Genomic DNA, 26,024 nt, shown 5'->3' on the forward strand with positions numbered 1-26,024 from the left:
TATATGGGGAAAAAGAAAATAGCGGGAACGAAGAATGTATATGAATTAGCACAAGAACGACTGAAAGTTATATTTAACGAATTTGATAATATCTATGTGTCTTTCTCAGGGGGAAAGGACAGCGGGGTACTCCTGAGTATGTGTATCGACTATATCCGCAAGAATAACCTGAAGATACGTCTCGGGGTCTTTCATATGGATTACGAGATTCAATATAAGATGACCATTGACTATGTAGACCGGATACTGGAGGCGAATAAGGACATTCTGGACGTATATCGCGTTTGTGTTCCTTTCCGCGTGGCCACATGTACGTCCATGTACCAGTCATTCTGGCGTCCCTGGGAGGACAGCAAGAAGAAGCTATGGGTGCGCTCCATGCCTAAAAAGGCGATGACCAAAGATGATTTTCCTTTTTATAACACATCGATGTGGGATTATGAATTCCAGATGCGTTTCGCGCAATGGATACATAATAAAAAAGATGCGGTGCGTACTTGTTGCCTGATCGGTATCCGCACCCAGGAGAGTTTCAACCGATGGCGCTGTATCTATATGAGCCGTAAGTTCCAGATGTATCACAAGTATAAATGGACGTCGAAAGTAGGGAATGACATTTATAACGCTTATCCTATCTACGACTGGAAAACGACGGACGTATGGACGGCCAACGGAAAATTCCAATGGGATTATAATACGTTGTATGACCTTTATTACCGTGCGGGCGTCAATCTGGAACGTCAGCGTGTGGCAAGTCCCTTTATCAATGAGGCGCAGGAGAGCCTTCAGCTCTACCGGGTGCTCGACCCCAATACGTGGGGCAAGATGATAGGACGGGTGAATGGTGTCAACTTTACCGGAATGTATGGCGGTACGCATGCCATGGGATGGCAGTCGGTGAAACTTCCCGAAGGCTATACGTGGCGTGAGTTCATGTACTTCCTGTTGTCCACCCTGCCTGAACGGGCACGGAAGAATTATCTCCGCAAACTGTCGGTGAGCGTGAACTTCTGGCGGACGAAAGGCGGATGCCTGAGTGAGTCCACCATCAAAAAATTGATTGATGCCAAAGTGCCGATTATCGTTATGGACAACAGTAATTATAAGACGCTGAAGAAGCCGGTGCGTATGGAATATCAGGATGATATTGACATTCCCGAGTTCAGGGAGATACCTACCTACAAGCGGATGTGCGTCTGCATCATCAAGAATGACCATGCCTGCAAGTATATGGGATTCTCGCCGACAAAGGAAGAGATGAGTAAGAGAAGTCAAATTATGGAACAATATAGAATCATAGTATCATGAGTGTAGATAAAAGCCCTGTTTACGAGGTAAAGGCGGTACCGGTAGAAAAAGTATATGCGAACGATTATAATCCGAATGTCGTTGCGCCGCCTGAAATGAAGTTGCTCGAACTTTCTATTTGGGAAGATGGCTTTACGATGCCATGTGTATGTTATTATAATAAGGATGAAGACCGTTATATCCTGGTAGACGGCTATCACCGCTATACGGTACTGAAAACTTCACAGCGTATCTACAAGCGCGAGAACGGGCTGCTCCCGATTGTGGTGATAGACAAGGATTTGTCGAACCGTATGAGTTCGACGATCCGGCATAACCGTGCCCGTGGGATGCATAACATCGAATTGATGTGCAACATTGTTGCGGAACTCGACAAGGCGGGCATGTCCGACCAGTGGATTATGAAGAATATCGGTATGGATCGTGACGAGTTGTTACGCCTGAAACAGATTTCAGGACTTGCCGACCTCTTTGCCAACCGTGAGTTCAGTATCCCTGACGAGGTGGCGCCTACGGAAACGGAGCGTAAAGTGTTATAATCTGATAGCTATATATATACAGGATTTCAACATTTAACCATTTAGGCACAAATCATTCCAGATATGGAGCGTTTTTCTCCCGAAATACGTCTTTATGTTTGTCTGATTTGTGCCTGAATCGTATCTATATGATATGAAAAATTATCAGTCATTGCTTATTCGTTTGTTTTGATATTCGCAACTGTTATTTCTTAAAGCGTGCGGATACTGCAAAAAATCCTTTTATTCCGCCCTTTTATTTTATATTCCGTAATCCCGCGGGGCGCAAATCACATTAATAGCCTTATTTCCCGATTCCAATTCTCTGTAACAGAAATGAATACAATTCTGTATCTCCTTTAATATTCCGAAATTTGCAATATGAGATTGATACAAAATTTAGTCTCGCGAATTTAAGGTTATTAGATGATTGTGAAAATAGGTAAGATAAATATAGGTATAGTTTGCATTTTATGGTTTTTCTCTTCTTGCATTGATGAGACTTTCACCAACACTGGTGACGTGGAAGGAACATATATTTCGGTAAGAGGGATAGGACTTCAAAAATCGACGGATTATGGAAGCTCGGAAGATTACATCATTCGTAATTTCCGTATTCTGGCGTTCGACAAGGCGACCGGTGAATGCAAATCCAACAAGAAATACAGCGCATGGGAGGGTGACATCATACGTCATCAGATTGATGTGGGCAATTACGATTTCGTGTTCCTTGCCAATGAACCTGCCAATATTCCTGTTATAAATAAGTTGAATGCCGTTTCCGTCTACACGGATTTGAATCATATCGCTTATCCGGCAAGTTACTTCTCTTCCGACCAGTTGATTCCGATGATTCAGGAAATAAAAGATGTGACGGTGTTGGCGGACGGGAAAGGTGCGAAACTAAGTGATAACACAGAGGTTGCCATTCTGCAACTGGCTCTTGACCGGTTGGCCGTGCGAGTAGAGGTATTGTTGGAAGCTGAAGATGATTTTGATGAAGTTTTTGAAGGGGTTACATTCAGCAATATTCCTAATTGGGTACCTCTGACGGCAAATTATGTGGCGGATAGTGAGGAAACGAAAGTAAAATGGGAGGAAATACGTAAGTTTACACGCGAGGATGACGGAAACTATTTCTCTGACGGGACGCCTGCAACAGGAAATGCGTGGGCTAAAAAAGTGTCCCGGATTATTTTGCCGGCCAATGAACTGAGTTCGGTCGATGAAAAAGAGAAAGCGGTTGTCTTCACAGTCAATATGGGAAAAAATTACAGTCCGTCCTGCGAGTTGAAGATTGCTCCTGAACCGACAGTCAATTACAGCCTTCCTGTTAATACTATGCTCGATTTCCACGGGATTATCAAAGAGCCGTTGGAAGTAAATATCAAGGCATCGGAATGGGATAAGGCAGGAAACGGATGGGAAATCTCGGGCAACCGGATGCTGAATGTGTCGGATACGGAAGTCTGGATTACGGACTTTAATGGAGCGAGGATTTCTTTCTGGTCGAATATGCCGGTGGTGCGGGTGCTCGAAAATGTAAAAGTGAAAAGCACCGGAGAGATTCCGTTGACCAATGATGTGTTCAATGCCTTGTCCAGTCAGGAATGGAAACCGAACGGTGATGAAAGAATTTCATATAATCCGCGCACAGGTTCCGGGTATATGGACATCCTGTTGGATTTGCCCAATACGGTAGGTGAGGAAACTTATGAGCTTACCTTGATGGCTGCGGAAGATTATGAAGGCACGAATGCATTGCAACGTACAATCAAGGTTCATGTAAAACAGGAGGGTACAAGGTATCCGTTTTATAAGAATGGCCCCGCGCATTTATGGTCAACTCCTTATATCGGGGCTTTCTGGAAAGATGATGAAGTGGGGGAAAGGATAATTAGTGGTATAAGGTGGTCTTATTGGTGGGGATGGAGTGTATCTGTTCCGCCGGAGTATCAGGATTGGATTGTGCTGAGCACCAGTCCGAGCTTTGACCCTCATGTAGGTACTGATAATCCGGGAGATCCGGAAGATTATCCGGTTGTACCCAACGGGTTGAAGGGTGAAGATGGGACTGCTGTATCAGGAAGAGGAAGAATCTATTTCAGAATCGGGCTGAAAAGTAAGAATGATACGGGTAAGCCGAAATATGGTGTGGTGAATTTGGTGTATTATGAAGGGGATACTCCTGTTAACACTCAATTATTCATCCGTCAGGGGGATGAGCCGGATTATCTTATGAGGGACGGTACATCCGGCATGGATTATGGAAGCAAGTTTTCTGTGTATAACCTGACTGTCAAGGAGTTCAGGAGAAATCCCGGAACGGATCTGGAGGCGTATAAGATTGATTATAGTAATCTGCAGGATGAAGTTGACTTTGTGGAATACCCTACTCAGGCAGGCGCGCATTTCCGTTGGGGACTGCCGATGAAAGACGCCGAAGAAGCCCGCTATGCGTATCATCCCACTAATAAGAACTATACTACTCAATGGGAAGCATCCTATTGGCCGATGAAATTTATGACTGAGGACAAGTATTGGGTAGGCACGGATACCGAAAAAGGATATGAGGACGAATATGAAATATGTCCTGAGGGATATTACCGGCCGACTGACGGGCCGACCGACCGGATGGTGGTAAACAGTAACCCCAGTTATGGTAATCAGATCTATCAGTCGGACTGGAGAATGTCCATATTCCGCACTCCGATGAGAGGGGATGGTTACTATACAACAAGCCAGATGCCGTTTTATCCGGAGTATAAAACAGAATTTTATAACGCTGCCCCTCTTGAAGAGGTGATGTACGGATTCTATGCGGATGGCTATTTTGACAGACGGCCTATACAGCAAAGGACGATGATTAATGGACTGGAAAGGGGCACGGGAACCACCAGCCAATATAGAGGGGTATCACTCGATACTACGGAAGCGGCATATATTGGAACATTGATTTTTAATCCCGATACCAAAGCTTCTGTCTTTTTTCCGGCAGCCGGAAGAAGATGGCACTCGGACGGCAGTTTGGAGTTTGCCAGCGAAACGGGGTATTATTGGTCTTCCTCGGTAGCTCCGGGATGGACAGACGTGAGCAGTGGTGAAGAGAAAGGAGCCCGGTATGGCAATATATGGGCAGTACAGTTGTGTTATGCCACTCCGACCCCGATGTCATCAGGTCACCAATTCGGTTATTCAATTCGTTGTGTGAAGAAGAAATGAGAAGAATTTTCGTATATATAAATATAGTAATCAGCCTGTTCCTGCTTTTGGGGGTATCGGCCTGTGTCCATGAAACCGATATTTCGGTTCCGTCGGGACAGGAGGAAATACCGGAAGATAAAGTGCGGATAGAGATATTTACCCGGGCGAAATCCTACAACCTGCCTGCTACAAGGGCGGTAGGGAACGAGTATGCGGTCGGCATGCATCCCTGGGTGTTCGTGTTCAGAGGAGAAGGGACGGATGCCGTTTTTGTGGAAGCCGTGCAGGCCTTTGAACTTATCGGGAAGAGGTATGTATTGTTGACAAGGCAGACTGACGGCAGCAAATATCAGCTTTTGATTCTGGCCAACCCTGTGGAAAAGTTCTATTATGGGGATGCCGTGACGGGGTATGAATTCAATATCACAAAGATAAAAGAGAAAATCATTGCCGGAACAACGAAATTGTCGGATGTCTGTCGGGATATGATGACTGCTCCGTTGGCAAGCCCGTCGGCCGGCGCTATTCCTTATAGTAACCCTGCTGATACGATACCGATGAGTTATCTTCTTCCGGTGGACGGGGTGGATAATTCCATAAAGATAGAGAATAGTGACGGGACGCCATTGGGACTGACACGTGCCATAGCAAAGTTGGTACTTGTAAATACTGCGCCTGAATTTACGTTGAAAGGGATTACGGCCGTAGTCAATGTACCCCGGCAAGGGCGGTTGCACAATCTTGATGTCACCACTCTCACGACCGCGTCCGGCCTGACGGAATATCAGTATGATGCCGGGTATTCGGCGCCTGTAGCCGGCGCGGCTGTGGCAGACGGAGGGCAAAGTACGAAAGACGAACCGGTGTACCTTTATGAATCGGCAACAGGGAATAATACATATCTGATTATTCAGGGGACGTATGCCAATAAAGATTATTACTACAAGATGGCTGTCATTGACAAGGATGGTTATTTGATGGACATATTGCGGAACCGTGAGTACACATTTACAATATCGAAAGTCAAAGGGCCCGGATATGATACGGTGGAGGATGCCAAAGCATCGAAGGCGTCAAATACAGCTTTGGATTTCAGGATTCAGGTAGACGAGAGTGATGCTTATGAGATTATCGCCAATAATGATTATTTTCTGGGAGTGAGTAATTCGGTCTTTATGGCATATACCAATGTGACTACAATCTACAACGAGGCGTTCAGCCTGATAACGGATTGTACGGTAGAATTTCCGGACGCAAGGACAATAACTGACAATTCTGCGGAAATAGCTCCCGGTTCATTCAGACTGGAGAGTCCTGCCGACGGAAAGATTCCGATAGTAAGTTCGGGTATTTCCTCTCCACGTACGACTGCCATCGGTGTACGTATTACGAACTGGCTGATGTGGTATGAGGATGGCATTATGGGAGATGACGGAGTAATGAGAAAAAATGGATATATAACATTAAAACTTGGAAATTTGGAAAAACAGGTTCATATAAGACAAAGGAAAGCGATAGCGCCGGAAGGGACAGTATTGAAATTTATGCCTACCGGCAATACAGACCCGACGGTGAGTGAAGTGAATTATTTCTGCCTGACAGGCAGGGTGGAAGAAGAGGGTGACAATCCTAAGAACTGGATTAAGTTGCGTCCGTCTACAATGGTCGACCGGGAAGATACAGGCCATATCATTGTAGAAGATGGAAAGATTTTCATCCAGATACTGCCAAATGAAGATTCTTCGCCGAGAACCGGCAGTGTTTCATTGGCTACTATAACTCCGTATAGCACGCCTGAGGATAATCGTGTGCAACGTATAAAAATCAATATTACTCAATTGGGAAAAACCCAATGAATGTAAAAGCCATATTATAAATGAAGAAAGTTCTTATACTCATATTGTTAATGTCCGGAGGTTTCGTCCTTGAGAGTCATGCCCAGAAAGTCGCGCTTAAAAGCAACCTTCTGTATGATGCCACCACTACCCTGAACTTGGGACTGGAGATAGGGCTGGCACGTAAATGGACTCTGGATATCCCCGTCAACTATAATCCCTGGAAGCCGGAAGACGGTAAACGTCTGCGCCACTGGGGGATTCAGCCGGAAGTCCGTTACTGGTTCTGCGAACGTTTCAACCGGACATTTATCGGACTGCACGGGCATTATGCCGATTTTAATGTAGGCGGTTGGCCCGACTGGTCGTTTATCAGCACGAATATGCAGAAGAACCGTTATCAGGGGCATTTGTATGGCGCCGGATTCTCGGTGGGACATTCGTGGATACTGAAAAAGCGGTGGAGCGTTGAAGCCTCTGTCGGACTGGGGTATGCGCATATCGTCTATGAGAAATATCCTTGCGCAACGTGTGGTACTAAATCAAAGGATACAAGCAAGAATTATTTCGGGCCTACCAAGGCAAGTGTATCACTTATTTATGTAATCAAATAGTAGAATCATGATGAAAAGAAATATATACTTCACCGTATGCCTGTTGGTTGTCCTGTGCCTGAATGTTGTTCCGGCTATGGCTCAGACCCGTTCTTATGACGGTACTGTCATCGTGAAACCGGTGCTACTGGAACAAAAAGGTGATTTTCTTCATGTTGACATTGATTTCGACCTGAAGGACGTGAAAGTGAAATCTGCCCGTGGAGTGGACTTTATTCCCCGGTTGGTAGCTCCCGGACGCACGCTCAATCTTCCGAAAGTATCTATTAAGGGGAGGGATGAGTATCTGGCATATGAACGCCGGATTGCGGTGATGGGCGCAAAAGAGAAAAAGAACTATGACAAGCCATATACGGTAGAAAAGGGAAGCAAACTGAAAAGCGGGACTCTGCCATATAGATATGTGGTGCGTTACGAGCCGTGGATGGAAAATGCGCGGTTGGATGTGCAGCGTGACGAGTGCGGTTGCGGTGAGGTCAAGTTGATGAAGGTAGAGCATTTGGTAGATAAGGTTACATTGGAACGTGTATTGCTGCCCTATGCCGTAACGCCTCATTTGGCTTATTTGCAGCCAAAGGCCGAAGAAATCAAGCAACGGGATATACAGGCGGAATGTTTTCTCGATTTTGAAGTGAACAAGATACATATCCGTCCCGAATATATGAACAATCCTCAGGAACTGGCTAAAATCCGCAAGATGATAGACGAACTGAAGTCGGATCCGAATGTGAAAGTGAACCGGTTGGATATAATAGGTTATGCTTCTCCCGAAGGGACATTGGCGGCTAACAAGCGCTTGTCCGAAGGACGTGCCATGGCGTTGCGTGATTATCTGGCTTCCAGATATGATTTTTCTCGAAACCAGTATTCTATCATCTTTGGCGGTGAGAACTGGGAAGGACTGGAAAAGGCGCTTGAAAAGGTTGAAATAGAATATAAGGATGAAGTACTGGATATTATCCGGAATATACCGGTTGAAAAAGGAAGAGAAACAAAACTGATGCAGCTACGTGGGGGAGCACCTTACCGGTACTTGCTGAAATATATATTTCCAAGTCTGCGCGTAGCCATCTGCAAAGTGAATTACGAAGTCAGAAACTTCAATGTGGATGAAGCAAAGGAGGAAATAAAGAAACGTCCGCAGAATCTGAGCCTGAATGAGATGTTCTTGGTTGCCAATACCTATCCGGCAGGTTCTCAGGATTTTATTGATGTATTTGAAACGGCAGTCAGGATGTATCCGAAGGATGAGATTGCGAATATAAATGCTGCTACTGCCGCTCTTTCACGCAATGACCTTGTTTCTGCCGAACGCTATCTGAAGGCTGTCGGTTTGAAAAAGAACTTGCCGGAATATAGCAATGCAATGGGAGTACTAATGTTACTGAAAGGAGAATATGAATATGCGGAGAAATATCTGAATGACGCAAACAGAGAGGGTCTTGAAGCTGCCGGACTCAATCTGAAAGAACTGGCCGTGAAGAGGGCTAACGCAGCGGAAATTGAAAAGAAAAATAGGGATAAATAAATTAATTACAAACGCTTTTATTTTAAATTGTAGACAATGAAGAAAAAGAATTTTTTAGTGTTGGCACTTGCTGCTTTTACATTTGCAGCATGTAGTAATGAAGACATCGTGCCTGGTGGGGAGGATAATAACGATGTAGTGAACCTGGAAGGAGATGCATGGGTTGCATTAAGTGTTCAATCAACGAAAACTCGTGCGATAAACACTCCGAACCAGGAAAACGGTACGCCCGATGAAAGTACGATTACTGCTGTTAGCGCAGTCTTTTTTACTGGGCACACTGATGCGAGTGTAGTAACGAGAATTGTAAAATTCACGGATGATGATATTACTAATCTGCCTAATAGAACGAGTGCATTCAAAGTGCCTAAAACGTCGAAGGCTGTATTGATTATCGCTAATCCGCAGAATTTGAACCGTACTATCCAGGAGAATGATACCTATGGGACTGTGAATAAGGTTGTGACGCTCACAACGGAAGCTGAAGTTACCACCGGTGTCGCAAAATCAGGCGGGTTTGTCATGACAAACGCTAAAGGTGATTTGGAACCGTCGGATACTGACGGTAGCCCGAAGGACTTGGAATTGTTTAGCACGGCTACTGCCGCGACAAGTTCTCCTCTGACAATCAGAATTGACCGTGTGTCGGCTAAAGTACGCGTTTATGTAAAGGCGGATAGCGGTGAAGAACTCAGTGACGTGGCTACTATAGACACAGACGGGACAGGATGGTATCTCAATGTAACGAACAAAAAGTTCTATCCTGCGTCAAAAAGGACGAAAACTGCAATGAACACATGGACACCCTATGACCAATATGGGCTTGGCTCGTACAGAAAAGATCCGAATTTCGGAACGGGTACTGCTATCGGCGCATGGAGTGATAGTGACCCGAGTGTATATGCTGAAAACTATTTTTATGTATCATCTGCTACTAAAGATACTGATATAGCTTGGAATAAAGTGAATACTACTGCTAAATATTGCTTGGAGAATACGCAGGATGAGGATTTCAATAAGCACGCTTATACAACGCAGGCTTTGCTGAAAGTCAGTTATGCCCCTTCGACTATTACTAATGCGGATGACACAAAAGTAACTTTGGCCAATGGGACAGACTGGTTCAATATGAATGGTATATTCTATACGCAGGCTTCGGTCTTGACTTATATTGAAGAAGAATTGACAAATAAATATACTCACAAGGCACCGGCTGAGTATGCTACGGACATAACGGATGCTTATAATGAATATATAGAAGCGCTTTCTCTGACTCCGGTAACTATTCCTGCTGCCAAGGACGATGCTAAAACAGCGGAGGAAATGGCTGAAGAACTTAAAGGCAAATTTGAGGTATTGGCTGCCAGTATTGCAACAGCAAGTGAAGGTGGTAAAGCCCTGAAAGGTGTTGAATATTATTCGAAAGGTATCTGTTATTACAAAATTATGATTAAGCATGATGACAGTCCTACCGTAATGAATAAACTGGGTGAATTCGGTGTAGTTCGTAACTCTGTGTATGATATTACCGTAAACAAGATCAACAATCCCGGTTATCCTTCTATCCCGGATCCGGATCCAAGTGCGCCGGATGAAGAAGAAGACCGTTATTTATCTATCAAGATTGAGGTTAACCCATGGACTTGGTATTCTCAAGTTGAACCTCTATAAACTGATATTCATTGTTTAATTACAAATCGGGGTAAAGAGGGGAAACTCTCTTTACCTATAAAACAAACAATAGAAGAAATCGAAAACTATCAATAAATTGAAAAATAATAGATTGATAGAATTTAGAAGTATATAAGTATGAACCTAAAAAGCCTTATATGTCATATTGCCTTAGGAGTTCTCGTTGTTGGTTCCTGGATAATGACTTCTTGCGACAGTTTTAACGAAGATTTGCCGGAATGCCGCTTGTCTGTAAAGTTTAAATACGACTATAATATGGAATTTGCAGATGCTTTTCATATGCAGGTCGATAAAGTGGAACTTTATGTTTTTGATAAGGAAGGAAAGTTCCTGTTCAAGCAGGCAGAAGAGGGCAGTTCGCTGTCGACGGGGAATTATTTGATGGAAGTGGCATTGCCGGTGGGGGAGTATCAGTTTATGGCATGGGCAGGTGCACGTGATTCATATGATATTACTTCATTAACTCCCGGTGTTTCTACTCTTACGGACTTGAAATTGCAGTTGAAACGTGAGGAATCCCTTATTATTGACAAACAACTGGAGACGCTTTGGTACGGTGAGATTATTAATGTGAATTTTTCCGGTACAGCTCATCAGACGGAGACAATCAACCTGATAAGGGATACAAAGAGAGTACGGTTTATCTTTCAGGGTTATACCAATGACTGGGAACTGAATGTAGACGATTACAATTATGAGATTCAAGAATCCAACGGGTATTTGGGGCATGATAACTCTTTGCTGGAAGATGATATCCTGAGTTTTCAGCCTTATCGTAAAGAGCAGGTGAATCCCTCGGCAGCTTCAGTAGACCTGAACACGATGCGGTTGATGAAAGACAGGAAAGCCCGCCTGGTAGTGACGGAGAAAGGCTCGGGGAAAAGAGTATTCGACATCAATCTGATTGATTATCTTGCCATGACTAATATGGAGGATCAGAAAATCGGAATGCAGGAATATTTTGACCGTCAGAGCAATTACCATATCGTTTTCTTTGTATCTGATTCCTGGCTTGCCATGAGGATTATCATCAATGGATGGACTGTTTATTCTCAAATAGAGGGGGAGTTGTAAGAAGATAGTATATAGAGAGAAAGGAGAGAGAGAAAAGCGGACAGGTCGGGTTGTTGATAAACCCGACCTGTCTTTTTTTTACAGGGTATTGATTATTTCATGTTGTTTCTGCATGAAAACAATGCGTTGCGCTTCTCCGCTTTCCGAGATTAAGGTGGAATGACGTTTCAAAGATAGAATCCAGTCACGTTGCATCTGGCAGATATGCGGATTCAGTGAGTCCATTGAGTTGATGGAGTACACCCGCAGCAAACTGATCTGATAATTCGTTTTTTCAATATAACTGTAAGTCGCTTCAAAATTAATGTTGGACAGGTAGAAGTACACCTTGTGTCCTTCACTGAACTCGCCTTTGCTTGACAGGTTCTCGATACTTGCCAGTAATTGGTGAAGTTCTTCTTTTATATACCGCACGTCTTCTGCTGAAATAAGATTCAGGCTGGCAAAATACCTGATTTCATTAACGAAAGAACGGAAGATGTTGGCATCCCATATAAAATATGTTCTCGGCAATTGCCTGGCACTTTCGCTCAGTCTCTTGTGTGCCTGCTCTATCCGTTTTTCTACATACATGTCCGACAGTGAATGGGGAGTCCTGACCTGCCCGTGCTGGTATAGCCATCGGCAGAGCCGGAATTTGGACAAATATTCGTATGAAGAATAAAGAGTGAAAGGCAGTAGATTGGCGGCAGTATATATTTCTGTCGTACTATCGTCCTTCACATATTCGAATATTTGCTGGTAACGGTTCAGAATCTCGTAATAACTCTCTATCGCATTGGACGTATGAAGCAGGTTCAAGTCGAAAGTTACCTTATTGGAATTGTGGCTGCCAACAACCTGATCAATAGAAATTCCTAATTTGGACGATATAACAGCTATCTCTTCAATGGAAAAAGAAACTTCACCTCTGAGCCTGCGATAAACGGCTTCTTTGCCCATACACAAAATGTCCGCCAGAATACTGGCAAGATTTTGTCCATGGGGAACCCGTTCTTTCATAACTGTAATCAGTTCATTCAAAATACCATTTTTCATTGTTTGTTCTTCGGTTTTTAAATTAATAATCATCGTGATACATTTAATGCAAAATTAAGCCTTGTCTTTGAAAGATTTGTGTGGGAAAACAGGTATGAGGTGGAGATGGTCTTTCTGATTTAATAGGATTGGCGGAAGTTGAAGGCATTTAATGAAAAAAAAGTAGATAATATGCTTATCTACTTTCATTTATTGAAATTATGGAGTCTGGATATTCCTTTTTTGCGAAAAGAATGAAATTATAGAGTGTCAATAATTTCCCTCTGTTGTTTAAAGAACTGGATACGCTGCATTTCACCGCTTTCGGAAATCAGCGTGGAAAATTTCTTTAAAGATTGAATCCATTCTTTCAAGCTGCGGAAAATTCCGGCATCCATCGTGGTAAGGGAGTTAATAGAGTAAACACGTATCAGGCTGAGCTGGATATTGTTAGTCTCCACATAGCTGTATGTCGCCTCGAAGTTGATATGCGACACATAGATACGGACTTTGCCGCCATCATCCGTTTTTCCTTTGGTAGCGAGTTCTTCCAGTTCGTCCGCAAGCAGGAACAGCTCGTTTTTTATTTCCTCTTTGGCTTCGTCCGAAATAAGATGGATACTGTAGAAGTATTGGATGTCATTGATGAGATGCTGGAAAATCGTATTGTCCCATATGTAATCTATGGAATGGAAATGCCGTGTCATACTCACGTAGTCTTTTTGGATGTCGACGAGTTTCTGCGGTATCTCCAGTTCTTCGAAGTTTTTGCACTGGATATATTTATTCTGGTACATCCATTTGAATAAGCGGAACTTTGCCAGAAGGTCGTGCTTCAGGTAGAGTGTTTGGGGGATGATATTGGAGGAAGTTCCCATTGAAGAATCCGGGTCGTCTTCCAATGTATTAATCAATGTGACATACTTGTGCAATATGTCATAGTAGCTCTCGAACGGATGGTCGTAATCTACAATATTCATATCAAACATCGCGTTGGTTTTAAAACTGCTTCCTATAATAGTATCCAGGGATATCCCCAGTTTTCTTGAAACGAGAGCCGCTTCCTGAAAGGTGAAAGGGACTTCGCCGCGCAGTCTTCTATATACAGCTTCTTTGCCTATATATAGCGTATCCATTAACATGTCTGCCAGTTTACCTTTGACCGGAAGTTTATCCTTCATCGCTTCTATGAGGTTTGCATTTGGACTATTTGTCATCATAATAATCGGGAATAAATAATACTTTTCTATTATAAACATGTGTCGGCGGCAACTTGTTTTAGAATATGAGAGTATTTAATTCTTCTTTTTTAGAAAATATCCTTTCCGAAAATTGTGTATATTAATCAAATCGGTTACATTTGTGACCATAAACAAAACGGAGAGACATCGTCTCTTTAGTAAACAATAGAAAAACGTATAATGAAAAGAATATTGGTAAGTGGGGGAGCCGGATTCATAGGCTCACATCTCTGTACACGGCTTATAAACGACGGTCACGAAGTGATATGCCTTGATAATTTTTTTACGGGTTCGAAAGATAACATCGCCCATTTGATGAACAACCATCATTTTGAGGTAGTAAGGCATGATGTCACTTACCCTTATTCTGCTGAAGTAGATGAAATTTATAATCTGGCTTGTCCGGCATCTCCTATCCACTATCAGCATGACCCGATCCAGACGGCCAAGACATCTGTGATGGGAGCTATCAATATGTTGGGACTGGCAATGAGGCTGAATGCCAAAATATTACAGGCTTCTACCAGTGAAGTGTATGGAGATCCGATTGTACATCCTCAACCGGAGACTTATTGGGGAAACGTAAACCCGGTAGGATATCGCTCATGTTATGATGAGGGGAAACGTTGTGCGGAAACCTTGTTTATGGATTATCACCGTCAGAACGAAGTACGTGTGAAGATTATCCGTATTTTTAATACGTATGGGCCGCGGATGCTGCCGAATGACGGACGGGTGGTTTCTAATTTTATTTTACAGGCATTGAATAATGAAGACATTACCATTTATGGTGACGGGAAACAGACACGCAGTTTCCAATATATTGATGATTTGATTGAGGGGATGATAAGAATGATGGATACGGAAGATGAATTTACCGGGCCTGTGAACCTCGGGAACCCGAATGAATTTCCGGTTCTCGGTTTGGCGGAGAAAATAATCAGCATGACCGGCTCTTCTTCAAAAATTGTATTCAAGGCTTTGCCGGACGATGATCCGAAACAACGCCAACCGGATATAACACTGGCAAAAAGAAAACTCGATTGGGAACCGACCATCGAACTGGAAGATGGGTTGAAGCGCATGATTGAGTATTTTAAAAAAGTTTGATGTGTAAAAAAATATTATAACGCGATTATTATGAATATGGAAATTAATCCTTCTGAATATAAAGTACTCATTGTGGACGATGTGATCTCAAACGTGCTTTTGCTGAAGGTACTTTTGACCAATGAGAAATTCAATATTGTGACTGCCGGCAATGGTACGCAAGCATTGGAACAGGTAAAGAAGGAAAAGCCGGATCTTGTATTGCTGGATGTCATGATGCCCGATATCAGTGGGTTTGAAGTGGCGCAGCAGATGAAAGCGGATCCGGAAATGTCTGAGATCCCTATCATTTTCCTTACTGCACTTAATAGCACCGCGGACATCGTGAAAGGATTCCAGGTGGGTGGGAATGACTTCATATCGAAGCCGTTCAATAAGGAAGAACTGATTATCCGTGTGACGCACCAGATTTCACTGGTTGCCGCGAAGCGGATTATCGTGGCGCAAACGGAAGAGTTGCGCAAGACGATCATGGGACGTGACAAACTCTATTCTGTGATTGCGCATGACTTACGTTCGCCGATGGGGTCTATCAAGATGGTACTGAATATGCTGATCCTGAATCTGCCGAGTGAAACAATCGGCGAAGAGATGTATGAACTGCTGACGATGGCTAACCAAACGACCGAGGATGTATTCTCATTGCTTGATAACTTGCTGAAATGGACGAAGAGCCAGATTGGCAAGCTGAAGGTGGTTTATCAGGATATCAATATGGTAGAGGTCGTAGAGGGTGTGAGTGAAATCTTCACGATGGTGGCGAGTTTGAAAAATATTAAGATTGTACAGGATGTGCCTGTGGCAGGTGTAGCTGTGCGTGCTGATATTGATATGATTAAGACGGTGATCCGTAATTTAATCAGCAACGCGATCAAGTTTAGTAACGAGGGTGCGGAAGTGATAGTGTCATTGACGGAAGAAGATGGCATGGCAATCGTCAGCGTGAAGGACAGTGGTTGCGGTATTGACGAAGAGAATCAGAAGAAGTTGCTGCATACGGATACTCATTATAGTACCTTCGGTACAAACAATGAAGAAGGTTCAGGACTCGGACTGTTGTTGTGTCAGGACTTTGTTGTCAAGAATGGTGGTAAACTTTGGTTTACTTCAAAGAAAGGCGAGGGGTCTACATTCAGCTTCTCGGTTCCGTTGTTGGAAAGATAAGTTTTCCACAGATTACACGGATTCACACAGATTAGAAAATAATGGGGCACGGTTTGCATGGATATGCAAATCGTGCTTTTTTATTTTCATCCTGATGAGAGAATGGTTGCTACGGAATTCAAGTTGTAAGTTTTAATTGGCTCGTGAATTTTAATCGGTACGTGAATTCTAATCTGTGTGAATCCGTATAATCCGTGGTGAAAATCATCGTTTACAAATAGCTTTGAAGTCGCAGTATGAACATTTCTTTATGTCTTCTGTCTGCGTAAAGGCTTCTTTCTCATCGAAAATCTCTTTTAATAGTGCTTGCAGGCGTTCGCGGAACTCATCTTCAAAGAAAGCGAAGTTATTCACAGGTATTTTGGGCTTGCGGGGTTCTCCCATTTCAACGACAGGTGAATAGCTCTCGGATGCTGCACGGTGGATATAAAGCAGGGCGGGAGCTACCATCAGCGGCTGTTTCCGGCTCATAATGGCGGCATATAGAAATGTTTGGAAGATGTAATTCGGGCGTGTCTCCGACGGGGTAAACAATTGCTCTATGTTGGCGGGCGTTTTAGGACTTCCACCGGTTTTGTAGTCAACGATTCGCAGCGTGCCTTCCTTCGCATCCATGCGGTCTATTGTTCCACCCAAACGGAGAGTGAACGGCCCTTGTCCGGTTTGGATGGTTATTTCTTCCGAAACTTTTTCTTCCATGGCGACCATTTCGAAAGGAGTATACTGAAGGTCATTACGCAACAACTGTTTCAGATAGGAGACAATGACTTTGGAGTTGATGAGTTGCACTCCGTTGTATTCGGGCTTTTCTTCGGGAGCCACTTTGAATAATTCTTGCTTGAATGCACGGTCGACGTAACTTTGCAGCTTTACTTCATCACGCAGCAAGCGTTCCAGATCTTCTTTCTGTATCATTTTCCTATTGGCTGTCAGGTCGGTATATGCCAGTTGGGCGGAGAGATGGAAGATTGTCCCGAACAAGGCGGAGTCTATTTCCGCACTGACTTCGTCCGGTGTCTTCAGTCCGGCTACATATCGGTAGTAAAATCTCAGCCGGCAATCGAGGTAGGCGTTGAGGGCAGAGGGGGAAAGGATTACAGATTTTGGATTACTGCTATCGTAAGCACGATGGATGCGTCTTAGTACTTCCGGTGTTTTTTCAATCTGTATCTCTTGGGTGCTTTGGGGAGATTGTCCGGCTTCCAGGTATTCACGGGTGATTTCGTGAGGGCCTTCTACTAATAGTTGCAGCATGAAGCGGGATTCTTCTCCACGGTTCAGACCATCTGAAGAGGTATTATAGAGAAGGGTGATGTTTTCTGCCCGTTGTATCAGACGGTAGAAATAATAGGCATATACTGCATTCTTGTGTTCGATAGTCGTCATTCCGAAGGCTTTCCGGAGATTATATGGAATGAATGAGGATTCCCCACCGGATTTAGGTAGTTGTCCTTCGTTGAGAGATAGCATTATCAGGTTGCGGAAGTCGAGGTTACGTGTTTCCAGTACTCCCATTACTTGCATTCCGATAGCGGGTTCGCCGTGGAAAGGGATATTGGAAGAAGTCAGCACTTTGCTAATCAGTCTTTTCAATGTATCGGTGCGCACGTTTAGTTCTCCACTTTCAATCAAACTGTAAAGACGGTTGATTTTAAGATGGCTTTGGAAGAGGGATTCTCTATAAAGTTGGTTGAAAATATCGTTATATTCTCCTTCTTTGCGGTATATGGTTGAGATGTCTTTAATTAATCCGACAAGGTAATCACACAAATTTTTAATACCACTGCGGGGAGTAAAGAGGTTGGCTAAGAAATCATCCTGTTTTAGTTCCGATGGGAGCGGATAGAAACGGTTTGTCCTTGTCAAGTCATTTTCCAGTGAGATGGCATGCGTGGATAGTTGTTGGGTATAGGGATGCTTCAATATGGCTGATACTGCTTCGTAGGTGAATCGGCCTGTGTCAGTACGATAACCATTGGTTTGCAACTCCATCGCTGCGTTGATAAAGCTGTAGACGGGAGTTTGTGCCAATGGGAATCCCATAGTGATGTTGACGTTCTTCACTTCTTGCGGAATGGAATGGAGTACGGGCAGTAACAGTGCTTCATTACAGAGTACTACGGCATTTTCCTTTTCGTTTTCTTCTGCGATTTGTGATTGCTCATTGGCAATACCTTTCACCCATTCGGGGAGAAAGCGTGCTTGCGCATTCTCGGTGGAAGCGGAGATATAGCGTATTTTCTTGGGTGATTTGAAAGAATCGAAACAACTTTCCGGAAGTTCGTTCGGGAAGTCTCTAAGATTACGTTTGAGGAATTCTCCGGCTTCATGCTTCTTGATTTGTTGGGTATAGAACACATCATAATCCCAATAGAACATGGCTTTATCTGCGTCTTGCAGCAGTTTGAAGAATTGGTGTTCTACTTTATTCAGCACATTAAAACCGACGAATATATATTTGTCATACTTGAGCCGGTCGGTATCGAGCTGCTCGATGACATTCCGGTAGAGCATACCTTCGTAGGCAATGCCTAGTTCGGTCAGGTTCTCCTGATAGCGATGATAAATAGCCCCCAACTTGTCCCAAAGGGAAATAAATTTCTCTTTAAGTTCCGTCCGGCGTTCGATAGAGAAATTCTGGAAGAATTGCTGGATAGCTTCTTCCTGCTCTTTGTCCAGAAAGTCATAGTCATCCATCAGGTTCTTCAAGTCTTGCAGATTGCTGAAGAGTTTGTCTGCGTCCACCATATTTTTGTCTACATCATCGAAGTCGCTGATTAACAACTCTCCCCAAAAGTAGAAATCATCCAGTGTCTCCTGACTTTGTGTTTCTTCCTTGAATACTTTGTAAAGCTCGCAAACTAATCGGATAGGATCACCGGCTTTTTGTACGGATAGTTTCTGAAACAGGTCGCTGATACTCATTGCAGCAGGAGCCCAAATCGGTTGGTCGGATTCTCCTGCCAGGTATTCATTGAAAAACAGATTAGCACGTTTGTTCGGGAAAACGAGTACCGTACGTGACAGGTCGTTTCCTATCTTGGAATATAAATCGTGAGCGACTAGTTGGAGAAATGTTTGCATATTGATTAAAATGTTTTCTGGTTAAAGTATTTATTGCAGTCGGAACATGACTGGAATAGTATAATAGACAGCGACTTTTGTGCCGTCCCCTAATTCTCCCGGTTTCCATTTAGGCATTAAATTGACAACCCGTAAGGCTTCTTTATCTAAATAAGGGTCTACACCACGCACAATTCTAGGATTGATGATATTGCCATCTTTGTCTACGATAAATTGAACGATGACACGCCCTTGGGCACCTGCCTCTCCTTGTGCAATCTCTTTGGGATATTGAATGTTTCTGGCTATAAATGACATGAGTTTCTGTGCTCCGCCCGGAAACTCGGGCATAACGGCAGATATATGCAACGTATCATTTTCAGAAGGCTTCTTGTCGATTTTGGGCGGAATCCATCCGGGAAGAGAAACAGACTTGATGGTGTCTTCACTTACTTCTCCCTCTACTACCTCTCCTTCTACCACAGGTTCGATAATTCCAAGAACTTCCGGTACGGGAGGGGGAGAGGGGATATCTTTAATGGATGCCACAACCGTATCTTCCTCTGTAATAGGAACTATATCTCCAAAGGTACATTCGCTGGAGATAGTATCGCTTATTATTTCCTGATTTGTTCCTTTATTGGCAGAATTTGTACAAGAAGTCATTGGAGACATAGCTACTAATCCTGCGGATATACCTAGCACGGTGACTGCTTTTCCAGCTATTCGTTTTCGTTCGAGTTGTTGTTCCAAATAGCGGACTTCTGCTTCACATTTTGGACAAGTACCCAGGCAATCACCCTGATATTGACATTCAGAGGTGATGAACTCAATATCATTTGCTTCAGCTATTTGTCTGCGGATATCTTTTAGAATCTTGCAGGTTTGTTTTCCTCGTTTCATGGCTAATAGGATTTTGGAGTTTTATAAGTGAACCGGTCGAATTGGGTGATTCCCATTTCTTTCAAGAGTTGTATGCTGTGCTCAATATCATTCTCTGTATTGTAGCAGGGAATGAGCGGGGTACGGACGATGATCTGGTCTGCTTTACCATGCTCGATTAAATATTGAAGATTAGAGAATACATTTTTATTGTCTTTACCTGTATATTGTTGATAAATATCATTGTTGGTATCTTTAATATCAATGATATAGTTATCAACGACTGTGGTGAGTTCTTCTATGTTTTGTAACGGAACATTAAGAGACGTTTCGACAGTAATTCTCCATTCCGGCCCGCATAACTGACGGAATTGCCGGATAAACTTGCTTTGCAGCAATGGCTCACCACCGCCAAAAGTGACTCCGCCGCGACTGGCCAGAAAGTATAGTTCGTCTTTGCGTACCTCTTCATAGAGTTGGGTGCAGTCGTAGTTTTTCCAAATTCCATCGGGTTGTAAGCAAGTTGGATTAAGACAATATTTACAACGCAACGGACAACCGTGAAAAGCCACTAATGTGGTGACTCCTTCACCGTCAATAGTAAGTCGATGACGGGCAATGCCAATGAGGGGTACTGTTTTCATCCTTTAGCTGTATCTATACTTTTTCTATTCTTTCTTCGTCTACATACCACAAATATCCGGTGATATTCTTATATCCCATTTTTGTGAGCAGTTGCATATATCCTCTTACTTGTTTATTGTATTTGGGATTCTCTTTACCAAATTTAAAGTCAACGACAACGACCTGACCGTTTTTCATCATCACACGGTCGGGGCGGCGGGTTTGTAATATTCCTTTTTCCTTATAAATGATGGCACATTCGTTGAACAGTGTCCATTCTCCCGAATACCAGTCTTGTATTTCTGGAGATGAGAAAGCCTTTTGCGCGACTTCACGTGCCATTTCTTCTTTTTCTTCGTTTCTGATTACTCCTTCAAAGATAAGCCGGTCAATGGCGGGCTCAATATCCTCGGCTGTTTCGATAACGGAGAATAGGGTGTGCAGCAAACGTCCACGATTGATAAAACGGTCGTCAGATTCCTCTTCCTCAATTCCTTGTATGAAATCCGCCGAGCGGTTGGACTGGCGGAATTCAATATCATGACGCATGGATTCCATTTGAACAGGTAACTTTTCCGGCTTCTGAGTGAGTTTATTGGTAGAAGTCTTTGCTTTCTCTTCTTCCGAAGGGCAGAGTTTACCTTGCTCATAACAGTCTTCTTCCCAATCTATTCCTTCTTTAAGGGCTACGACAGGAAGTGCGTTTGCCAATAGTTCGGACATTGTACCTTTTTGAGCCTTTTTACTCCAAATGATAAGATTCTTTCCTGCACGGGTAAAAGCTACGTACAGTAAATTCAAATTGTCTACCCATAGTTGCAGGCGTTCATGCAGATAATCGTTTCCGTATATGGATTCCGCCATCTGCGTGGAATAATTGATAGGAAGAATATCCAAGGCATTGAACGGCGCTGTCTGAGGAGCGCACCATACTAATTGGTTATTCGTCTCATTCTCTAATTTCCAGTCGCAGAAAGGAAGGAGCACTGTATGGAATTCCAATCCTTTGGATTTATGTATGGAGAAGATTCGGATTCCTTCCACCTCTCCGCTTGGAATCGTTTTGCTGCATAGTGTTTCGTCCCAATAACGAATAAATGCGTCAAGCTCGGAAGAGTTTTTTTGCAGGTAATCCGTTACCGCATCGAAAAAGGCAAACAGATAAGCGTCCTGATCTTTGATGTTTTTCATCTCGAAGATACTGAATAGTTCCTCTAACAATTCATAGAGAGGCATTAGTCTCAGTTCTTTTATCCTTTCAAGGAATGCGGATGGGAGATAGTTCTCGACAGGAAGGAGCAGGAGCGTGTTCCAGTCCAGTCCTTTTTGTAAGACTTCGTTCTGATAGGCCACTGCCAGTTGGGCACGGGCTATCTTATTCTTTTCGTCCGAGAGATAGCGCAAAGCATCCATCATCATACAAATAGCCAAGGAAGCATTCAGGCGGAATGCTTCATCCGATACTATTTTGTAATGCAACTCTTTGTCGAAATAATCGGCGATACGGGGGATGCTTTTGTTCTTTCGTACAAGGATGGCTATATCATTCAACCGCACACCATTGGCAAGCAGATGTTCTACTTCTGCTCCCAGGCTGATTAGTGTCTGTTCGGTATAGTCGTGCTCTTCATCGGGTTCGAGAAAAGAGACTTTTACATATCCTTTTTCCACGCTTCGGGGAGATTCCTGTACTACGTCCGCATAGGCTTTTTGCAAGTCTTCGCAGTCTTTGCCGAGTTGAGCCTTGTAGACTCCGTTCAGATAGTCGGCAGCAGCCGTAAAGATATGATTGTTGAATCGGATGATATTGGTTTCACTTCTTCGGTTGGTAGCCAATGTCTTGACACGAATCGGGAAATGTTCGATATGGTCATTCAGACCGTTGAGAATTCCCCAATCACCGTTTCTCCAACGGTAGATGGATTGCTTTACGTCTCCGACAATCAGGCTGTTTGCCCCTTGGGATAATCCTTCCAGTAAAAGCAGTTTGAAGTTGCCCCATTGCATCCGGCTGGTATCTTGGAACTCGTCTATCATGACATTGCGGATATTCGTTCCTATCTTTTCGAATACGAAAGAGGAATCGCCGTCTTTCACTAATTGGTGGAGTAGGGCATTGGTGTCTGATAGTAAGAACCGGTTGTTATCGTGGTTCAGTTGGCGTACTTCTTCGTCAATATTGGCGAGAAGCTGTACCTTATTGAGATGTTGCAGGGATAGTCGGCAACTGTTCAGCAACAGATTATTTTTAGAGCGTAGCTTTTCAGCATCTTCCAGGATTTGCATAAGAGTGGAAGATGCTAAATTAATGATGTCCGCATAGCGGGGGGAAGTCTTTGCTGCCCAGTTCTTGGCGTCTTCCAAGCATTTTTCCACTGTGGCATTACGTATGTCGTTGCTTAAAACTCCATTGTTGAGTTTACGGAAGTAACTGCCGATTCCGCGTGAACCGCCTTTCAGGTCATCGGCAGTCAATGCGTGTCCGTCCAGTTCTCCTTCAAATTGGTCGTAAAAGCCTTTCATTTGTTCCAGAACTTCAGTCTCCAAGGCTTTCAGGTGTTTACGGTATTCTTTGATAGTATCCGGATTGCGCAACCGTTCCCGAAGTTTTTCTCCTTTTTCAATGTAGCCTTCATCGAAGATATTGCGTCCGAAACTCTTTACTTCGTCCGATACGTTCCAACGTTTATCGTCGGCAATCCGCTCGTTGATATAGTCTAACAGCCAGGCAAGGACAGGAGAAGTTGGCCCCAACTTTTCTATCATACTGTCTACTGCGTCACTAAGCACTTCGGTATTGTTCAGTTCTATATTCAGGTTCGGACTAAGTTCCAGTTCACGTGCCAGATTACGCATGACGGACTGGAAGAATGAGTCGATTGTTTCTACCCGAAAACGGCTATAGTCATGTAGCATATAGCCGAGGGCAATACCGGCTGCTTCACGTATCTCTTGTTCCGTCTTGTCCGTCTCTTCCTTGATACGATTGAGATAGGCTTCAGAATCTTTGTCACCTGTCTGGATACCATAAAGCTGGCTGAGAATACGTTCTTTCATTTCTGCCGTGGCCTTGTTCGTGAAGGTCACAGCCAGAATTTGCCGATAGGCATACGGATTAAGAATGAGTAGCTTAATATATTCTACGGCCAGGGTAAATGTTTTGCCCGAACCTGCAGAGGCCTTATAAACAAGAAGTTCACTGTTCATACTGTGTAATATCAGGATTAATAGAACCTTTTCATAAAATCAGTTCCGAAATAAAGTAAGAATAAGGGTAGATAGTCTTTTAACGCCACTCGCAGTAGCTTCAAAGCCTGTCCGATTCTATAATTGATTGTTTGTGGAGAAACTTTGAGCCTTTCGGCTATCTCCTTGTGAGTTAACCGTTGATTACGATTCATTTCATACGCTTCGCGGTATTCTTTAGGGAGCTGCTTCAGTGCTTCTTCATATAATCGTAGAAGTTCATTTTCCAAATAAAAATCAGGATTATTGAATTCACCTTCATATTTCTCCACGATTTCCTGATGCACTTTCCGTTTGATTTCGAAATGGGAAAGACGGTTTAGTGCTTTGTTTTTAACTATCGTAAAGAGAAGGGTTTTCAGTGTCAGCTCCGGCATGAGACTTGAACGGTTCTCCCATAACCACATCATCGTTTCCTGTACAATCTCTTCAATTTCTTCCTGTTCACCAACGTACTGTGAGCAGAATGCACACAATCGACGAAAGTAATGACGGTATACTGCGTCAAAAACTTTTTCTTCGCCTGCTTTCAGAGCGTTGATGACAGATTTATTATTGTTAATATCTAGAAATATTGGAGATTGTGACATTCTCTTTTTAATTTGTAAGACAAAAATAATGAAAGAAGTAGAGAAAAGAAATAAAAAGGGGAGAAAAATATTTTTTTCTTTCTGAGTTTAGTATATTTGTGCTGCCAACTGTATTACTACAAAGGTATTATATTTTTTATTGTAAAAAGATTGAATAGACATGGATGAAATAATCTTGTTGAGTTATCTACGAGGTGAATGTAATGATGAGGAAGCTGGACGGGTGGAAGCCTGGTACAAGGAGACTCCGGAGAACCGGAAAATTCTGGAACAGCTTTACTACACTCTTTTCGTAGGTGACCGGGTAGCGATGATGAATGCTGTAGATACAGAGGCGTCATTAGATAAATTCAAGTCGGCTATCCGGGAGAAAGAGAAGAAGGCCAGACGGAAGAATATGTCAATCCGTTGGGGACGTTATAGTACTGTGGCCGCTGCTTTCCTTGCCGGACTCGTTTTTGCAGGCGGAGTTACCTGGGGATTGCTATCCAATAAACTTTCGGATTATGAAGTGCTGACTGTGGCGGGACAAAGGGCGCAGACTGTACTGCCGGATGGTAGTAAGGTATGGTTGAATGCATCTTCAAAACTGGTTTATCATAATTCTTTCTGGAGCTCGGACCGTCAGGTTGACTTGTCGGGTGAAGCCTATTTTGAGGTAGCTCATAACAAGCGTGCTCCGTTTATAGTTAACAGCAAGCAAATCAAGACATGTGTGCTAGGTACCAAATTCAATGTACGTGCACGCAATGAAGAGAATAGGGTAGTGACTACATTACTTCAAGGTTTGGTTCGGGTGGATTCTCCACGGACAGAGGATAATGGCTATTTGCTGAAACCGGGACAAACATTGAACGTGAATACGGATACTTATCAGGCTGAACTGATTGAGTATAACCAACCTACGGATGTTCTTTTGTGGATTAACGGCAAACTGATGTTCAAGCAACATTCGCTATTGGAGATTACCAATGTCATGGAAAAGTTGTATGATATTAAATTTGTCTATGAGGATGATGCTTTGAAGACGGAACGATTTACCGGTGAATTCTCAACTGATAGCACACCGGATGAAATTCTTAATGTTTTGATGCATACCAATCATTTTGATTATAAGAAAAACGGACGAGTGATTCGGTTGATAAAGAAGAAATAAAATAGAGATATTTATAGAAGAAAAAAGTGGTTGAGATAGAAGGCATGTCGGGTTAGCTGGCATGCCTTTATTGTTACCCATGAAAATAATGTGAGCCTAGATAAGCACATCGCTCTTTCTACAGTTGATTGAACGATGTGCTTGGTTTAAGAGATTTT

At 43.3% G+C, this 26,024-nt stretch carries 18 protein-coding genes; 11 read left to right on the plus strand and 7 right to left on the minus strand.

Annotation, left to right across the window (positions count from 1 at the left end):
* Nucleotides 1-3: 3 nt before the first annotated feature.
* The 8 genes from BQ7997_RS07375 (at nucleotide 4) to BQ7997_RS07410 (ending at nucleotide 11,773) form a co-directional block, all read left to right on the plus strand.
* Nucleotides 4-1,308, plus strand: coding sequence for a DUF3440 domain-containing protein (locus BQ7997_RS07375; protein ID WP_022139769.1), 1,305 nt, complete (start codon nucleotides 4-6; stop codon nucleotides 1,306-1,308).
* Entirely contained in the window at nucleotides 1,305-1,847 is a 543-nt protein-coding gene (locus BQ7997_RS07380) for an IbrB-like domain-containing protein (RefSeq protein ID WP_022139768.1), read from the plus strand. Before BQ7997_RS07375 ends, BQ7997_RS07380 begins: the two co-directional genes overlap by 4 nt.
* A 405-nt stretch (nucleotides 1,848-2,252) precedes the next feature.
* Nucleotides 2,253-5,048 carry a hypothetical protein gene (locus BQ7997_RS07385; protein WP_073345067.1) on the plus strand — a complete coding sequence of 932 codons (2,796 nt, stop codon included), beginning with the start codon at nucleotides 2,253-2,255 and terminating at the stop codon, nucleotides 5,046-5,048.
* Nucleotides 5,045-6,886 (plus strand): DUF4906 domain-containing protein, encoded by a 1,842-nt coding sequence (locus tag BQ7997_RS07390; RefSeq protein ID WP_073345070.1) that lies wholly within the window; start codon nucleotides 5,045-5,047, stop codon nucleotides 6,884-6,886. Before BQ7997_RS07385 ends, BQ7997_RS07390 begins: the two co-directional genes overlap by 4 nt.
* A 20-nt stretch (nucleotides 6,887-6,906) precedes the next feature.
* On the plus strand, nucleotides 6,907-7,479 hold the full coding sequence (locus BQ7997_RS07395; RefSeq protein WP_073345072.1) for a DUF3575 domain-containing protein: 573 nt from the start codon (nucleotides 6,907-6,909) through the stop codon (nucleotides 7,477-7,479).
* Nucleotides 7,480-7,486: 7 nt separating this feature from the next.
* Nucleotides 7,487-9,007: a DUF3868 domain-containing protein gene (locus BQ7997_RS07400; RefSeq protein ID WP_073345075.1), complete on the plus strand. Its 1,521-nt coding sequence runs from the start codon at nucleotides 7,487-7,489 to the stop codon at nucleotides 9,005-9,007.
* A gap of 36 nt (nucleotides 9,008-9,043) precedes the next feature.
* Nucleotides 9,044-10,678, plus strand: a complete 1,635-nt coding sequence (locus tag BQ7997_RS07405) for an Mfa1 family fimbria major subunit (RefSeq protein WP_073345077.1) — start codon at nucleotides 9,044-9,046, stop codon at nucleotides 10,676-10,678.
* Between the two features lie 138 nt (nucleotides 10,679-10,816).
* Nucleotides 10,817-11,773 (plus strand): FimB/Mfa2 family fimbrial subunit, encoded by a 957-nt coding sequence (locus BQ7997_RS07410; RefSeq protein ID WP_073345080.1) that lies wholly within the window; start codon nucleotides 10,817-10,819, stop codon nucleotides 11,771-11,773.
* A gap of 78 nt (nucleotides 11,774-11,851) precedes the next feature.
* On the opposite strand, the gene BQ7997_RS07415 is transcribed toward BQ7997_RS07410, so the two are convergent.
* Nucleotides 11,852-12,811 (minus strand): hypothetical protein, encoded by a 960-nt coding sequence (locus BQ7997_RS07415; RefSeq protein WP_073346428.1) that lies wholly within the window; start codon nucleotides 12,809-12,811, stop codon nucleotides 11,852-11,854.
* Nucleotides 12,812-13,050: 239 nt separating this feature from the next.
* Complete coding sequence (locus BQ7997_RS07420; protein ID WP_073346431.1) at nucleotides 13,051-14,010, minus strand: hypothetical protein; 960 nt, start codon at nucleotides 14,008-14,010, stop codon at nucleotides 13,051-13,053.
* Nucleotides 14,011-14,211: 201 nt separating this feature from the next.
* Between BQ7997_RS07420 and BQ7997_RS07425 the strand changes: the two genes are divergently transcribed.
* Both BQ7997_RS07425 and BQ7997_RS07430 read left to right on the plus strand, forming a co-directional pair.
* Nucleotides 14,212-15,141, plus strand: a complete 930-nt coding sequence (locus tag BQ7997_RS07425; protein ID WP_022139759.1) for a UDP-glucuronic acid decarboxylase family protein — start codon at nucleotides 14,212-14,214, stop codon at nucleotides 15,139-15,141.
* Between the two features lie 30 nt (nucleotides 15,142-15,171).
* Complete coding sequence (locus tag BQ7997_RS07430; protein ID WP_073345083.1) at nucleotides 15,172-16,305, plus strand: hybrid sensor histidine kinase/response regulator; 1,134 nt, start codon at nucleotides 15,172-15,174, stop codon at nucleotides 16,303-16,305.
* A gap of 204 nt (nucleotides 16,306-16,509) precedes the next feature.
* Here the strand turns inward: BQ7997_RS07430 and BQ7997_RS07435 are convergent, their stop codons facing one another.
* The 5 genes from BQ7997_RS07435 to BQ7997_RS07455 are packed head-to-tail and all read right to left on the minus strand — an operon-like array spanning nucleotide 16,510 to nucleotide 24,710.
* Nucleotides 16,510-19,389, minus strand: coding sequence for a PD-(D/E)XK nuclease family protein (locus tag BQ7997_RS07435; RefSeq protein ID WP_073345085.1), 2,880 nt, complete (start codon nucleotides 19,387-19,389; stop codon nucleotides 16,510-16,512).
* Between the two features lie 30 nt (nucleotides 19,390-19,419).
* On the minus strand, nucleotides 19,420-20,271 hold the full coding sequence (locus BQ7997_RS07440; RefSeq protein ID WP_073345088.1) for an energy transducer TonB: 852 nt from the start codon (nucleotides 20,269-20,271) through the stop codon (nucleotides 19,420-19,422).
* Between the two features lie 2 nt (nucleotides 20,272-20,273).
* On the minus strand, nucleotides 20,274-20,894 hold the full coding sequence (locus BQ7997_RS07445; protein WP_073345091.1) for a radical SAM protein: 621 nt from the start codon (nucleotides 20,892-20,894) through the stop codon (nucleotides 20,274-20,276).
* Nucleotides 20,895-20,907: 13 nt separating this feature from the next.
* Nucleotides 20,908-24,081: a UvrD-helicase domain-containing protein gene (locus tag BQ7997_RS07450; protein ID WP_073345093.1), complete on the minus strand. Its 3,174-nt coding sequence runs from the start codon at nucleotides 24,079-24,081 to the stop codon at nucleotides 20,908-20,910.
* A 17-nt stretch (nucleotides 24,082-24,098) separates the two neighbouring features.
* A complete protein-coding gene (locus tag BQ7997_RS07455) occupies nucleotides 24,099-24,710 on the minus strand; it encodes an RNA polymerase sigma-70 factor (protein ID WP_022139753.1) in 612 nt (203 codons plus the stop codon).
* Nucleotides 24,711-24,870: 160 nt separating this feature from the next.
* On the opposite strand from BQ7997_RS07455, the gene BQ7997_RS07460 reads away from it, so the two are divergent.
* Nucleotides 24,871-25,866 (plus strand): FecR family protein, encoded by a 996-nt coding sequence (locus BQ7997_RS07460; RefSeq protein WP_073345096.1) that lies wholly within the window; start codon nucleotides 24,871-24,873, stop codon nucleotides 25,864-25,866.
* Nucleotides 25,867-26,024 lie beyond the last annotated feature (158 nt).

It is taken from the genome of Bacteroides congonensis, from assembly GCF_900130125.1.
Taxonomy (GTDB): domain Bacteria; phylum Bacteroidota; class Bacteroidia; order Bacteroidales; family Bacteroidaceae; genus Bacteroides; species Bacteroides congonensis.